Genomic DNA, 14753 nt, shown 5'->3' on the forward strand with positions numbered 1-14753 from the left:
CGATGTTGTCCACAGATCGTGGCGGATCTTGTGCACGCTGTGTGGGAACAGCTGTGCCCCCTGTCGCTGACCCGAGTTTTCCCAGGTCGGACAGGGGGCGAACAGATTTGCGGATCCCGGTAGGTCAGTCACACCGGCGTCAACCCCGGATGAGTTATCCACAGATCGTCGTTCTTTTTCCACCTGTGGAAAACCGCTGTGGATAACTCAGTGGATATCCCTGGGCAGAGCTACTTCCCGGGGCCTTCCGGGGCTCTTCCCAGGGCCTTCCGAGGCGCTACTTCCACTGCGTGGAGACGCCGAACCCCGCCGCGATGAAGCCGAAGCCGACCACGATGTTCCAGTTGTCCAGGGCGTCGATCGGCAGGGATCCGTCCGTCACATAGAAGACGACGATCCAGGCGAGGCCGATCACGAACATGGCCAGCATGACCGGTGCGACCCAGCCGCGGCTGGTCAGTTTGATGTTGGTCGCCTGCTTCGCCGGAGGCGGCGTGTAGTCGGCCTTCTTGCGGATACGTGACTTCGGCACGAGGGTCTCTCCTGTCGATGCGCTGCGTGGCCGCGCAGGGAACTGGGGCGGGCTCCGGGGCAGCGTACAAGGGGACACTTAGTGCTCCCCCGGGCGTCCGTTAGCGTAGTGCTTCCGCGGCGCCGAAGGAGATAAGGGTACGTTGAGCAATTCTGCCGACACCCCCGGGACGGGTTCCAGTCCTGCCGGTACGCGCCGTTTCCGGCCCGTACGCGTGCTTACCGCGGCCGTGTTCGCTCTCGCCGGCCTCATTTTCTTCACCAGCTTCAATACGGCCAAGGGCACCAATATCCGCACGGACACGTCCTTGCTGAAGCTGTCCGACCTGATCCAGGAGCGCAGCCACAAGAACGCGTCGCTGGACGAGTCCAACGGCGCCCTGCGCGACGACGTCGACGCCCTCGCCGGGCGCGAGGACGGCAGCAGCAAGGCCGAGGACGCCAAGCTCGCCGCCCTGGAGAAGAACGCCGGCACCCAGAAGCTCAAGGGCAAGGCCGTCACGGTCACGCTCAACGACGCCCCGCCGAACGCCACGGCCAAGCTGCCCGGCTACCCCGAGCCGCAGCCGGACTACCTGGTCATCCACCAGCAGGACCTGCAGGCTGTGGTGAACGCCCTGTGGCAGGGCGGTGCGAAGGGCATCAAGGTGATGGACCAGCGGCTGATCTCCACGAGTGCCGTGCGCTGCGTCGGAAACACCCTGATCCTTCAGGGCCGGGTCTACTCACCTCCGTACAAGATCACCGCCGTCGGTGACCCGCAGAAGCTCCAGGACGCGCTCGCCGCCTCGAAGGCGATCCAGAACTACATGGTGTACGTCAACGTCTATGGGCTCGGCTGGAAAGTCGAGGAGGACGGGACGGTGACTCTTCCCGGCTACTCGGGCACAGTGGATCTCCACTACGCGAAGCCTGTGGAGTAGCTGAAGCAGCTGCCGCTGGGGGGGACCTTGTGTCGGTGCGAGTGGTCGTCAGGACGATCAGCGAACTGTGCATCACCGTCGGCACGCTGATCGTGCTCTTCGTGGTCTACGTGTTGTTCTGGACCGGCGTGAAGGCCGACAGTGCGATGGACCACCAGATCGATGTGCTCCAGAAGCAGTGGTCGAAGGGCTCGGTGGGGCACGCGTCGAAGGCCCCCACGGATGCCTCCGTCACCGAGAGCCCGAAGGCGCCCGGTCCCTACAAGTACGGCGGGCCCTTCGCGGTGATGTACATCCCGCGGCTTGGTTTCACGTGGAACAAGCCGGTGCTCGAGGGCACCGCCACGAGCGTCCTGAAGAAGGGGCTCGGCCACTACAGGGGCACGGCCCAGCTGGGGCAGACGGGGAACTTCGCGGTGGCCGGCCACCGGCGTACGTACGGCGATCCCTTCAAGGACTTTCCGAAGCTGCGCCGGGGCGACGCGGTGGTGCTGACCGACGGGACGACCTGGTTCACGTACCGGATCGACAAAGGTCCTTACAAAACCGTGCCCTCGGACATTGAGGTGATCGACCCTGTGCCACGTAAGTCCGGGTACACGCGGCCGGGCCGCTATCTCACGCTGACCACGTGCGACCCGGAGTGGGGACACAGCCACCGACTGATCGTCTGGGCACACCTTGATTCCACGCAGCCCGTGGAGGCAGGGAAACCCGGGGCTCTACGCCGTTAGTCTGGTGCAGTACGGCATGAGTCCGGTGGTGTGGGATGTGACTCCGGTGCCGTGATGCGACGGAAGGGACGGCATGTACGGCTGGATCTGGCGGCATCTGCCGGGGAGTGTGTGGGTGAGGGCGCTGATCTCACTCGTACTGGTCCTCGCGGTGGTCTACGTGCTCTTCCAGTACGTCTTCCCGTGGGCCGAACCGCTGCTTCCTTTCAACGACGTGACGGTGGACAACCAGTGAGCGCGCGCATTCTCGTCGTGGACAACTACGACAGTTTCGTCTTCAACCTGGTCCAGTACCTGTACCAGTTGGGCGCCGAGTGCGAGGTGCTGCGCAACGACGAGGTGTCGACGGCGCACGCCCAGGACGGCTTCGACGGGGTGCTGCTGTCACCGGGCCCGGGCGCTCCCGAACAGGCCGGGGTCTGCATCGACATGGTCCGGCACTGCGCCGCGACCGGCGTCCCCGTCTTCGGTGTCTGTCTCGGCATGCAGTCGATGCAGGTGGCGTACGGCGGTGTGGTGGACCGCGCGCCCGAGTTGCTGCACGGCAAGACCTCGCTCGTGGAGCACCAGGGCAAGGGCGTCTTCGAGGGGCTGCCGTCGCCCTTCACGGCCACGCGCTACCACTCACTGGCGGCCGAGCCGGAGACCGTCCCGGACGAGCTGGAGGTCACGGCCCGCACCCATGACGGAATCATCATGGGCCTCAGACACCGCGAACTTCCCGTCGAGGGCGTGCAGTTCCACCCCGAGTCGGTGCTGACCGAGCACGGCCACCGGATGCTCGCCAACTGGCTGATGGAGTGCGGCGACAAGGTGGCCGTGGCGAGGTCGGCGGGGCTCGCCCCGGTGGTGGGCAGGGCCACGGCGTGACCGCGCTGCGCCCCGAGCGCGACAGCTCCCCCTACGGCGGCGAGGCCGCGTACGGGGGCGCAGACGCGTTCGAGGGTGCGGGCGCCTTGGAGGGCACCGGTGCTTTCGAGGCGGCGGTCGAGCGGCTCGCGGACCCCCTGACGGATCCGCTGCCCGGGCAGCGGCCGACGGGTCGGCAGGAGGAGTGGTACGACCCGGAGGGGTACGCGCGCGACTGGTACGCGGGGCAGGACCTTGCGCAGCCGCAGCCGCAGCCGCAGCCGCAGCCGCAGGTGCAGGTGCGTCAGGTGCAGCAGCCGCTGCAGCCGTCTCCGCCGTCGTACGAGGAGACGTACTCCCCGCCGTACGAGGAGCCGGTGGCGGTCCCGTACGAGGAGCCGGTCGTCGCTCCCTACGAGGAACCCGGCGTCGTGCCGTTGCCGTTGGACGACGAGACGGTGGCGCTGCGGATCTCGGAAGCGCCCCGCATAGCCGGGAGTACCGCGGGCGCGGCCGGGAGTGCGGCAGGGAGCGGGTCCACGCCCGAGCCAGGGGGCCGCGCGGCGCGGCGAAAGGCGGCACGGCGTAATGGGCGGCGTGGGGGCGCTCAGGAGCCCCAGGAGTCGCAGGCGTCCCAGGAGTCGGCGGAGAAGGCCACTGAGGCGCCTCTCAGCCGTCTGGAGGCCCGGCGGGCGGCGCGGGCGCGGAAGCCCAGCGCGGGCGTCATCGTGAGCCGGGCGATCGGCGAGGTGTTCATCACCACCGGCGTGGTGATGCTGCTGTTCGTGACCTACCAGTTGTGGTGGTCGAACGTGCGGGCGCATCAACAGGCCGGCAGCGCCGCGCACCACCTCCAGCAGGACTGGGCGAACGGCAAGCGGAATCCGGGGACCTTCGCGCCCGGGCAGGGGTTCGCCATTCTGCACATCCCGAAGCTGGACGTGGTCGCGCCGATCGCGGAGGGCACGAGCAAGACGAAGGTGCTCGACCGCGGGATGGTGGGCCACTACGGCGAGGGCGCCACCAAGACCGCGATGCCGGATGCCAAGACGGGCAACTTCGGGCTCGCGGGGCATCGCAACACGCACGGCGAGCCGTTCCGGTACATCAACCGGCTCAAGCCGGGCGACGAGATCGTGGTCGAGACGCAGGACGACTACTACGTCTACGAGATGGCGTCGATCCTGCCGGTGACGAGTCCGAGCAACACGAGCGTGCTCGATCCGATCCCCAAGGGCTCGACTTTCACCAAGCCGGGCCGCTACATCACACTGACCACCTGCACGCCGGAATTCACCAGCAAGTACCGGATGATCGTCTGGGGCAAGATGGTCGAGGACCGGCCGCGCAGCAAGGGCAAGCCGGACGCGCTTGTCAACTGAGAGCACGACAGCACGTCGTCGGCTGAGAGCACGACGGCACGTGAGACAACCTGAGACAGACCAGACGGGGCAGATGCACAGTGGCAGCGAGGACCGACCACGACGAGCGCGCCGGATTCGGGGCCGGGGCTGAATCGGCTGCGCCCGCACCGCGCCGCCGCGGCTCCGGCCGCATCGCGATGGCGGTCAGCGTCTTCGGTGAACTCCTCATCACCGCGGGTCTGGTGCTCGGCCTGTTCGTCGCCTACTCCCTGTGGTGGACGAACGTCGTCGCGGACCGCGAGGCGCACAAGCAGGGCGACAAGGTCCGCGACAACTGGGCGCAGGACAGGGGCGGCCCGGGGGCGCTGGACACCAAGGCCGGCATCGGCTTCCTGCATGTCCCGGCGATGAAGAACGGCGAGGTGCTCGTGGAGAAGGGCACGTCGACCAAGGTCCTCAACAACGGCGTCGCCGGCTACTACACGGACCCCGTCAAGGCGGCCCTGCCGATGACCGGCAAGGACGGCAACTTCACCCTCGCCGCCCACCGCGACGGCCACGGCGCCAAGTTCCACAACATCGACAAGCTCAAAAAGGGCGACCCGATCGTCTTCGAGACCAAGGACAAGTGGTACGTCTACAAGGTCTACAACATCCTCCCGGAGACCTCGAAGTACAACGTCAAGGTCCTCCAGCAGGTCCCCAAACAGTCCGGCAAGAAGAAGCCCGGCCACTACATCACCTTGACGACCTGCACGCCCGTCTACACCTCCCGCTACCGGTATGTGGTGTGGGGCGAACTGGAACGCGTGGACAAGGTGGACAGCGACCGGACTCCGCCGAAGGAACTGCGTTAGCGGTACGTCTTGTCACGCCTAAGGTGAGTGGGACCCGAAGCCGCAACCAATCCTTGCGGCTTCGGGCCTTTCCACGCCAGGTGTGGTTATGCCAAAACCGCGAGTGCGGCTCCGGCACTCCACTCCTCAAGCAGTCCTCGATGTACGGCGGTGACGCCGCCGTCGGTGGCGACGGTCACGGCGTCAGGGGTGAAGGGGCATGTTGCCACGAAGAGGGCTACCTCCGAGGTGTGCAGAACCTTGGCCGCCCCGACGAACTTCTGCACGTCAGGGCTGGTGACAGAGAGGTAGGGCGCGAACCTCTTGCACTGAACGGCGACGTGCCGCCCGTCTGCCGTACGTCCGGTGATGTCGATGCCGCGGTCTCCACGGCCGCCTCGTAGGACCACACAGGTGCAGCCGTCGCGTCGCAGCAGTTCCGCGACGTACTCCTCGAACTCGCGACCGTTCATAGCGTCGATGGACGCCATCACTCCGGCTAGGGGGCGGTCCTCCCGTGGTCCTTCCAGCCGCTGCAGCCGGGCGTGGTGTTGGCGCAGCTTCCTCTCGACCGTCTGGACCCCTGCTCGCAGTGCGATCAGTTCCCTGCGGTGCTCGCCCGACGTTTCGATCAGGGCGTTGAACATCGGGACGACGGTCTTACCGAGGATGTGGGTGATGCGCTGATCGATGCGGTCGTCGAGGGAGTCGGCGTCCCTGTGGACAGGGTTATCCACAGGTTGGGTGCGGGCCATGTACTCCATGTCGAGGAGGTACGTGCGCACTTGACGTGCAACTTTGCTGTCCCGGAGCAGCATGGCGACGTTGAGGACGGCGCGGCGGGAGAAGAGAGCGAGAGAGGCCGTGTGTGACTGGATCCCACTGAGCTCCTTGAAGGAGCTCAGTTCTGTACCTGTCAGAACCCGATATCCGTTGGTCTCCAGCTCTGCTCGGTGGTCGACCACTAGGGAACGGATGGTCTTGACGCCCACCTGGAAGTACGCCGCGACCATCGCCGTCGTCACATGCATGCCGTCAGGCAGCAGCGACAGGGCCTTCACTCTGTCGAGCACCTCCGTGCGCTCCAGCACGCTGTCCCGTAGAGCTTTCGATTCCAGTAGAGCCGCTTCGTTGATCACGCTCTGTCCCTTCTGCTCGTCTACTCGTTCGGTGCCTGGCAGCGTGGGGCCGAGCTCCGATTCCCCACCCCATGCCCTCAACGAGGTGAGGAGTATGAAGATGCGGTCGAATGTCGTACTGAAGGTCGGAACAGAAGGTCAGACGCGGGGCTCCGTCAGTTTGCGTGACCAACTGTCGCGCGGGCGGCCAAGAGCAAGGCGCCGCGGATAGCCTTCGGTTTCCCCGAGCCCGGCGGGCTGGGCACGAATCCGCCCTCGCTGAACAGAAGATGCCGCCGTTGTCGAAACTGACGACCTGCGCACGGGTCTTTCCCGGTACCGGCACGGGTCGACAAGGTGGACAACAAGCGGACACCGCCGAAGGAGCTGCGCTGAAACGACCGAGCTCCCGTGCGGGAGGCCCGCACGGGAGCTCGGTCATGAGTGGACCGGGTCAGCAGCGCGTGCTGCTCTGACCGGTGCCCTGGTGGTCGCCGTCCGAGGAGCTGCCGCTGGAGTTGGTCACGTCGAGGAAGCCGTAGCCCGCCGTGCACACGCCGACGGTGGAGGCCGCGCCCGACCAGATCTCCGTGACGTCCCAGTCGCCCTGACTGGCATGGCTGATGTGGTCGCTCGTCGTCGAGACGCTGGCCGAGACGAACCAGTGCGCGTGCGCGCTGCGGAAGCTCTGCCACACGTACACGTAGCCGTAGTTCTTGTTGCAGCTCGGCGAGTAGTACTGCTTGACCGAGGCGGCGGTCGCGCCGTCCACGGTGATGTAGCCGGTGCTGCCGATCTGGTACGCGTCGCTGCAGCTGGGGCCAGTGGCGGCGGACGCGCTGCCCGTCATGCCGACGACCGTCGCGGCGGTCAGCGCGAACGTGGTGAGAGCGGCCGAAGCAATACGCTTCATTCGTGTCCCCTGTGTGAAGCCTGTAGAGGCAATCAATGGAGATCGCATTCAATCGGCCAGAAGTTCGAATTTCAAGATCCTTGATCTTGAAATATCGGACATGGCGATCACAGGGGAAGTGTGATTTGACTCACAGGGCCCGGAGCGGCAAAAGCCCCCGGCGCCACGCGACACCGGGGGACTTTCGCCGTTTCAGGAGGGGCCGCCTCAACCGCTTGTACCACCGAAGATGTTGGTGCCGCCGTTGTTGTTGCCGTTATTGCCGGAGTCGACCGCGACGAGATCGACCGTGTCGCCTGCCTTGACTTCCTTGCCCTCTTGGGGGTTCTGGCCGAGCACGATGGCATTGTCGTCCGCTGCGCCCTGGACATTGCCGAGCTGGAGCCCGTTCTGGGCGATGATCAGCTTGGCTTGGGCGACGGTCATCTGGGTCAGTTTGGGCATCGCAAACTTCTTTTCCTCGGCCGACTTGCCGATCTGGATCGACACCTTGGACTGGGGGTCGACCGAGCGGCCGAGCGGCGGGACGGTCTGGATGACCTTGTCGACCTGGTTGGGGTCGTTGGTCGGCACCTCGGTGCACTCGCCGACGAGGTTGTTGGCCGTCATCAGCTGGATGGCCTCGTCACAGGTCTTGCCGGTGACGTCGGGGACGGTGACCTGCTTCTTCGCCTTGGCGACGGTGAGGTTGATCGTCGAGCCCTTCTGTACCTCGTCGCCCAGCTTCGGGTCCTGCTTCAGGACGGTGTCCGGCTCCTCAGTGGACTCCTGGTACGTCGTCTCGACCTTGAACTGGTACTTGTCGTCCTCGAGGATCTGCTTGGCCTTGTCCAGTTTCTCGCCGAGAACGCTCGGCACCGCCACCTTCGGCGCCCCGGTCGACACCACCAGAGTGATCGTGTCGCCCTTCTTCACCTCTGTCCCCGCGACCGGATCCTGGGAGCAGACATTGCCCTTGGGTTCCTTCTCGCAGGGCTTCCTGGTGGGATTCAGCTTCAGATCGCGGTTGTCCGCCATCTTCTGGGCGTCGGTCAGCGTCTGGCTGACGAAGTTGGGCGCCTTGAAGGAGTCGTCGGTCACACCCCCGCCCCCGAAGGCCCACTTCCCGATCAGGATCGCTCCGACCAGGACCAGGATGCCCGCCACGACCAGCAGGATTGTGGAGGTGTTGTTCTTCTTCTGGCGGCGGCGGTCGGGGCGGTCGTCGTAGCCGTAGCCGCCGTCGTCCGGGTTCATCGGGGGGAGCATGGACGTGGCGCCCGCGTCCGTGGAGCGCAGGGCCGTGGTCGGCTGGTCGTCGGGGTAGCCGCCGTAGCCGACCGAGCCCATGGCGGCGGTGGCCGCGACGGGCTGGCCGTCGAGGCAGGCCTCGATGTCGGCGCGCATCTCGTCGGCCGACTGGTAGCGGTAGTCCGGGTCCTTGACCAGGGCCTTGAGGACGATCGCGTCCATCTCGGGCGTGATCTCGGGGTCGAAGACGGAAGGCGGCTGTGCCTCCTCCCGTACGTGCTGGTACGCGACCGCGACCGGCGAGTCCCCGATGAAGGGGGGCCGGACCGTCAGCAGCTCGTACAGCAGGCAGCCGGTCGAGTAGAGGTCGGAGCGGGCGTCGACCTGCTCGCCCTTCGCCTGCTCCGGCGACAGGTACTGGGCCGTGCCGATGACCGCGGCCGTCTGCGTCATCGTCATGCCGGAGTCGCCCATGGCGCGGGCGATGCCGAAGTCCATCACCTTGACCTGGCCGTTGCGCGTCAGCATGACGTTCGCCGGCTTGATGTCGCGGTGGACGATGCCGTTGCGGTGCGAGTACTCGAGCGCCTGGAGGATGCCGATGGTCATCTCCATGGCGCGTTCGGGCAGCAGCTTGCGGCCCGAGTGCAGCAGCTCGCGCAGCGTTGACCCGTCGACGTACTCCATCACGATGTACGGAATGGAGGTCCCGTCGATGTAGTCCTCACCCGTGTCGTACACGGCGACGATCGCGGGATGGTTGAGCGAGGCGGCCGACTGGGCCTCCCGGCGGAACCGGGCCTGGAACGACGGGTCGCGTGCGAGGTCCGCCCGCAGCGTCTTCACCGCCACGGTGCGGCCGAGCCGGGTGTCATGCGCGAGGTAGACCTCCGCCATGCCACCACGGCCGAGCACCTGGCCCAGCTCGTACCGGCCGCCGAGGCGACGCGGCTCTTCCATAGCTACCTACCAGCCCTCTCCGTCGGTCCCGACCGCACCTTTGTGTGGTCCGGCGGTGTGCTGTCCGGGCATACCGTACCCGGCTCCGCTTCTGTGACCTGGCCAGAACCGTCACCCGATACAGGACCGGTATCGCAACGTGCACCGATGTGAAGGGGACGTGAGCGGGGTCACTTCTTGCTGTCGATGACTGCCTTCATCACGTCCCTTGCGATGGGGGCGGCGAGACCGCCACCCGAGATGTCGTCACGGTTGGCACTGCCGTCCTCGACCACCACGGCCACGGCGACCGGCGAGCTGCCGTCGCTGAGCTTGGCGTACGAGATGAACCAGGCGTACGGCTTCTCGCTGTTGTCGATGCCGTGCTGGGCGGTGCCCGTCTTGCCGCCGACGGTCACACCGGGGATCGCTGCCTTGGTGCCGGTGCCGCCCGGCTTGATGACCGTCTCCATCATCGACTGGAGGACCTGGGCGTTCTTCTCGGACAGCGGCTGGCTCAGCTTCTGCGGGTCGGTGTGCTCGATGACGTCCAGGTTGTGGGTGCTCAGCTCGCTGACCATGTACGGCTTCATGAGCGTGCCGTCATTGGCGACGGCGGAGGCCACCATGGCCATCTGCAGCGGGGTCGCCGCGGTGTTGTACTGGCCGATCGAGGACAGCGCGGTCTGCGACTTGTTCATGCCGTCGGAGAAGACCGAGGCGTTGGAGCGGACCGGCGTGAACTGCTCGGAGCCGAAGCCGAACTTCTTGGCCTCCTCCAGCATCTTGTCGTTGCCGAGGTCCGCGCCGACCTTGCCGAAGACGCTGTTGCAGGAGACCTGAAGCGCGACCCGCAGGGTGGCGTTCTTGCAGGGGAGGTTGCCCTCGTTGGGCAGCACGGTGGTGGTGCCCGGCATGGTCCACGGGTCCGGCGAGTCCGTCTTGGTGTCCGCGTCGGGGACCAGCCCGTTCTCCAGGGCCGCGGCGGCCGTGACGACCTTGAAGGTGGAGCCGGGCGGGTAGGTCTCGCGCAGTGCCCGGTTCAGCATCGGGTCGTCGGGGTTGTTCTTCTTCTGGAGCTTGTTCCAGGCCTTCCCGTCCGTGTCGATGCTGTTGCCGGCGAACGTCGACGGGTCGTACGAGGGGGTGGAGGCCAGCGCCAGGATCGCGCCGGTCTTCGGGTCGATCGCGGCGACGGCGCCCTTCTTGTTGCCCAGACCCTCGAAGGCGGCCTTCTGGGCGGCGCCGTTGAGGGTGGTGACGACGTTGCCGCCCTGCTTCTTCTTGCCCGTGATCATGTCGAGGGTGTTGCGGAAGAAGAGCCGGTCGTCGTTGCCGGTGAGGATGCCGTCGTCGATGTTCTCCAGCTGGCTGGCACCGAAGGCCTGTGAGACGTACCCGGTGACGGGTGCCCACATCGGGCCGTTCTTGTACGTCCGCTTGTACTCGAAGTCGCTGTTCGTGGACTTCTTGGAACCGGTGATCGGGTTGCCGTCCACGATGATGTCGCCGCGCGGTGTGGCGTATCGCTCGATGGTGACGCGGCGGTTCTTGGGGTCGGTCCTCAGCTCGTCCGCCTGGACGTACTGGAGCCAGTTGTCGCGTATGAGCAGGGCGAGGACGAGGAGTCCGCAGAAGAGTGCGATCCGGCGCAGGGGCTTGTTCACGGGCGGACCACCTGGGTCATCTCGGCGTCGGGGTTGGGGGCGGGAGCGGGTGCCGGGCGGCGTGCGGTGTCGCTGATGCGGATCAGGATGCCGATGAGGGCCCAGTTGGCGATGACGGAGGAGCCGCCGTACGCCAGGAACGGCATCGTCATACCGGTGAGCGGGATCAGGCCCATGACGCCGCCCGCGACGACGAAGACCTGGAGGCCGAAGGCACCGGAGAGACCCACGGCGAGGAGCTTGCCGAAGGGGTCGCGGGCCGCGAGCGCCGTACGGATGCCCCGCTCGACGATCAGGCCATAGAGCAGCAGGATCGCCATGACTCCGGCGAGGCCCAGTTCCTCGCCGAAGGTGGCGAGGATGAAGTCGGAGTTGGCGGCGAACCGGATGAGTTCGGAGTGACCCTGCCCCCATCCGGTGCCGAGGGTGCCGCCGGAACCGAACGCCCACAGGGCCTGCATGGCCTGCTCGGAGTGGATTCCGGGGGCGCCCGACTGGCTGAGCTTGTACTCGCGCATGGGGTCGAGCCAGGCCTGGACACGCTGCTGGACGTGCGATTCGAAGGACGCCACGCCGACGGCGCCAGCGGCGGACATCAGCAGACCGAAGACGATCCAGCTGGTCCGCTCGGTGGCGACGTACAGCATGATGACGAACATTCCGAAGAACAGCAGCGAGGTGCCGAGGTCGGTCTCGAAGACCAGGATCAGGATCGAGATGAGCCAGACGACGATGATCGGACCGAGGTCGCGGCCGCGCGGCAGGTACAGGCCCATGAAGCGGCGGCTGGCGAGCGCGAGCGCGTCGCGCTTCACCATCAGGTAGCCGGCGAAGAAGATCGCCAGCACGATCTTCGCGAACTCACCGGGCTGGATGGTGAATCCGCCGATCGAGATCCAGATCTTGGCGCCGTAGACGTTGAGGCCGAGGCCTGGGACCAGCGGAAGCAGCAGCAGGACCAGCGCGGCGGCCATGGAGATGTAGGTGTAGCGCTGCAGGACGCGGTGGTCCTTGAGGAAGATCAGTACGACGACGAACAGCGCGATGCCCATGGCCGTGTACAGCAGCTGGTTGGTCGCCTTGCCGCCGGCCACATGGATGGACTGCAGCAGCTTGGACTGGTCCAGTCGCCAGATGGCGACGAGCCCTAGCCCGTTCAGCAGAGTGGCCAGGGGCAGCAGCAGCGGGTCCGCGTACGGGGCGAACTTCCGTACGACGAGATGGGCGACTCCGGCCAGCAGTCCAAGGCCCAGGCCGTAGCCCAGCAGTCCGGACGGCACCTGGTCGTCGATGGCGAGGCCCACGTTGGCGTAGGCGAATACCGGGATGAGGACGGCGAACACCAGGAGCGCCAGCTCGGTGTTGCGCCGACTCGGTGTGCCGATCGAGCCGATCGTGGACGTGTGGTGCGTCGGCGTGTTCGTACTACTCATCGTGTGACAGGGCCCCTCACGGCTGCTTACTGCTTACCGCACAGCGAGACCAGCTTCTGCTCTTCGTCGGAGAGGCTGGGGCCGGGTGTGGGAGTGGGTGCGGTCGTGGACTTGGAGGACGACGGTGCCGAGTTCGACGGGGTCGGCGTCGGGCTGGACGTGGCCTTGGACGTCAGGGAGGTCTTTGTGGTTCCCGTGGTTCCGCCGGCCTGGCCTTCACCGGTCTTGGCGTTGTTCTCGCTCTCGGCGGCGCGGCGCTCGGCGTCCTTCTTGCAGGCGGAGGCCTGCACGGAGAGCTCGTCGATCTTCGACTGCGCGTCGCTCAGGCCGCCTTCGGCGATGGTCGCCTCGACCTGCTTCTGCTGGTAGGGCGGCAGGTACTTGAGTTCGATCTCCGGGTGGTCCTTCTCCACCTTCGAGAGCGAGACCCAGGCCAGGTCCTGGCTGATGCCCCGGTACAGCGCGACGTGCTCGTCCTTGGTGCCGACGTAGTACTGCGTCTGCGTCCAGCGGTAGCCGCCGTACAGGCCGCCGCCGATGACGGCGAGCGCGAGCGTGATGTAGAGGGATCTCTTCAGCCACTTGCGTCCGGCGCGCGGTTTGACGAAGTCCTCGTCGGAGTAGTCGCCGAAGCCGCCCGTGGGCACATACCCGGTGGTGTCGCCGCTGCCGGGCGGGCCGAACTCGCCGCCGCCGCCCTGTCCGGGTACCGGACGGCCGAGGCTGGAGGCGCGGCCCGCGGGCGTCTGCATGGCGCCGTTGTCATGCAGCTGGTGCTGGTTCTCGGCGACCGCGCCGACCACGACCGGGGTGTCGGAGAGCTGCCCGGCGAGGGTGTCTCCGGAGTCGATGTCGAGGACGTCGGCCACGATGACCGTGATGTTGTCGGGACCGCCGCCGCGCAGCGCGAGCTGGATGAGCTCCTGCACGGTCTCCTGCGGGCCCTGGTAGCTGGCGAGGGTGTCCTCCATCGTCTGATGGGAGACGACTCCGGACAGCCCGTCGGAGCAGATCAGGTACCGGTCGCCGGCGCGCACCTCACGGATCGAGAGGTCGGGCTCGACGTGGTCGCCACTGCCCAGCGCGCGCATGAGGAGCGACCGCTGCGGGTGGGTGGTGGCCTCTTCCTCGGTGATGCGTCCTTCGTCGACGAGACGCTGCACCCAGGTGTGGTCCTGCGTGATCTGCGTCAGTACGCCATCACGCAGCAGGTACGCGCGGGAGTCCCCGACGTGTACGAGACCGAGCCGCTGGCCGGTCCACAGGAGCGCGGTGAGGGTCGTCCCCATGCCTTCGAGCTGGGGGTCCTCCTCGACCATCATTCTGAGCTGGTCGTTGGCACGCTGTACGGCGGTGCCGAGCGAGGTGAGGATGTCGGAGCCGGGCACGTCGTCGTCGAGCGCGACGATCGTGGAGATCACCTCGGAGCTGGCGACCTCACCGGCGGCCTGGCCGCCCATCCCGTCGGCGATCGCGAGCAGGCGCGGACCGGCGTAGCCCGAGTCCTCGTTGCCCTCGCGGATCATGCCTTTGTGCGATCCGGCGGCGAAGCGCAGTGACAGACTCATGCGCACCTCGCCCGTCGGCTCCGGGTACATCCGCACGGTGCCCACCCTCCGGTCGGGAGCGCGCCGGGGCCCGTCGTGTGGACCGCCGCTGCGTGCTCGCTCCGCTCGCTCATTGTCGTACTACTTCCGCAGCTCGATGACGGTCTTGCCGATGCGGATCGGCGCGCCCAGCGGAATGGGCGTGGGGGTCGTCAGTCGGCTCCGGTCGAGATACGTGCCGTTGGTGGAGCCGAGGTCTTCGACGATCCACTGGCCGTCCCGGTCCGGGTAGATCCTGGCATGCCTGCTGGACGCGTAGTCGTCGTCCAGCACGATGGTGCTGTCGTGCGCGCGGCCCAGCGTGATGGTCTGCCCCTGCAGCGCCACTGTCGTGCCCGTCAGGGTGCCCTCGGAGACGACCAGCTTGGTGGGGGCGCCGCGGCGCTGACGGCCGCCGCCGCTCGGTGCCGCCTGCTGCTGGCGCTGCTGCGGCGGCGCGGCCGCCTGGCGCGCGGCCTGCTGCGGCCTGCCTGCGTCCCGGCGCGAGCCGCGCTGTGTGACGCGCGTTCCGAACAGGTCGCTGCGGATGACCTGCACGGCCACGATCACGAACAGCCACAGTACGGCCAGGAAACCTAGCCGCATGACCGTGAGGGTCAGCTCTGACAT

14 protein-coding genes are annotated in these 14753 nt (G+C 66.9%); 6 read left to right on the forward strand and 8 right to left on the reverse strand.

What is annotated here, in order from left to right:
* Positions 1–277: 277 nt before the first annotated feature.
* Positions 278–532, reverse strand: a complete 255-nt coding sequence (crgA, locus tag AB5J53_RS24540) for a cell division protein CrgA (RefSeq protein WP_369247804.1) — start codon at positions 530–532, stop codon at positions 278–280.
* Between the two features lie 142 nt (positions 533–674).
* On the opposite strand from crgA, the gene AB5J53_RS24545 reads away from it, so the two are divergent.
* The 6 genes from AB5J53_RS24545 to AB5J53_RS24570 all read left to right on the forward strand — a co-directional run bounded on the left by AB5J53_RS24545 (position 675) and on the right by AB5J53_RS24570 (position 5258).
* Positions 675–1454 carry a DUF881 domain-containing protein gene (locus AB5J53_RS24545; RefSeq protein ID WP_369247805.1) on the forward strand — a complete coding sequence of 260 codons (780 nt, stop codon included), beginning with the start codon at positions 675–677 and terminating at the stop codon, positions 1452–1454.
* A gap of 35 nt (positions 1455–1489) precedes the next feature.
* A complete protein-coding gene (locus AB5J53_RS24550; protein ID WP_369247806.1) occupies positions 1490–2188 on the forward strand; it encodes a class E sortase in 699 nt (232 codons plus the stop codon).
* Positions 2189–2261: 73 nt separating this feature from the next.
* Complete coding sequence (locus tag AB5J53_RS24555) at positions 2262–2423, forward strand: hypothetical protein (protein WP_339130468.1); 162 nt, start codon at positions 2262–2264, stop codon at positions 2421–2423.
* On the forward strand, positions 2420–3058 hold the full coding sequence (locus AB5J53_RS24560; RefSeq protein ID WP_369247807.1) for an aminodeoxychorismate/anthranilate synthase component II: 639 nt from the start codon (positions 2420–2422) through the stop codon (positions 3056–3058). The genes AB5J53_RS24555 and AB5J53_RS24560 overlap by 4 nt, the downstream gene beginning before the upstream one ends.
* Positions 3055–4419 (forward strand): class E sortase, encoded by a 1365-nt coding sequence (locus tag AB5J53_RS24565; protein WP_369247808.1) that lies wholly within the window; start codon positions 3055–3057, stop codon positions 4417–4419. The genes AB5J53_RS24560 and AB5J53_RS24565 overlap by 4 nt, the downstream gene beginning before the upstream one ends.
* A gap of 80 nt (positions 4420–4499) precedes the next feature.
* Positions 4500–5258, forward strand: coding sequence for a class E sortase (locus tag AB5J53_RS24570; protein WP_369247809.1), 759 nt, complete (start codon positions 4500–4502; stop codon positions 5256–5258).
* Positions 5259–5344: 86 nt separating this feature from the next.
* Here AB5J53_RS24570 and AB5J53_RS24575 read toward each other — a convergent pair whose 3' ends face one another.
* The 7 genes from AB5J53_RS24575 to AB5J53_RS24605 all read right to left on the reverse strand — a co-directional run bounded on the left by AB5J53_RS24575 (position 5345) and on the right by AB5J53_RS24605 (position 14753).
* Positions 5345–6376 carry a restriction endonuclease gene (locus tag AB5J53_RS24575; RefSeq protein WP_369247810.1) on the reverse strand — a complete coding sequence of 344 codons (1032 nt, stop codon included), beginning with the start codon at positions 6374–6376 and terminating at the stop codon, positions 5345–5347.
* 433 nt (positions 6377–6809) lie between these two features.
* Positions 6810–7268: a hypothetical protein gene (locus tag AB5J53_RS24580; protein ID WP_369247811.1), complete on the reverse strand. Its 459-nt coding sequence runs from the start codon at positions 7266–7268 to the stop codon at positions 6810–6812.
* Between the two features lie 207 nt (positions 7269–7475).
* Positions 7476–9458, reverse strand: a complete 1983-nt coding sequence (pknB, locus tag AB5J53_RS24585) for a Stk1 family PASTA domain-containing Ser/Thr kinase (RefSeq protein ID WP_369247812.1) — start codon at positions 9456–9458, stop codon at positions 7476–7478.
* Between the two features lie 170 nt (positions 9459–9628).
* A complete protein-coding gene (locus AB5J53_RS24590) occupies positions 9629–11104 on the reverse strand; it encodes a peptidoglycan D,D-transpeptidase FtsI family protein (RefSeq protein WP_369247813.1) in 1476 nt (491 codons plus the stop codon).
* A complete protein-coding gene (locus AB5J53_RS24595) occupies positions 11101–12537 on the reverse strand; it encodes an FtsW/RodA/SpoVE family cell cycle protein (RefSeq protein WP_369247814.1) in 1437 nt (478 codons plus the stop codon). Before AB5J53_RS24595 ends, AB5J53_RS24590 begins: the two co-directional genes overlap by 4 nt.
* 26 nt (positions 12538–12563) lie before the next feature.
* A complete protein-coding gene (locus AB5J53_RS24600) occupies positions 12564–14135 on the reverse strand; it encodes a Stp1/IreP family PP2C-type Ser/Thr phosphatase (RefSeq protein WP_369252440.1) in 1572 nt (523 codons plus the stop codon).
* A gap of 90 nt (positions 14136–14225) precedes the next feature.
* Positions 14226–14753, reverse strand: a complete 528-nt coding sequence (locus AB5J53_RS24605; protein WP_369247815.1) for an FHA domain-containing protein — start codon at positions 14751–14753, stop codon at positions 14226–14228.

This window comes from Streptomyces sp. R41 (assembly GCF_041053055.1).
Lineage (GTDB): Bacteria > Actinomycetota > Actinomycetes > Streptomycetales > Streptomycetaceae > Streptomyces.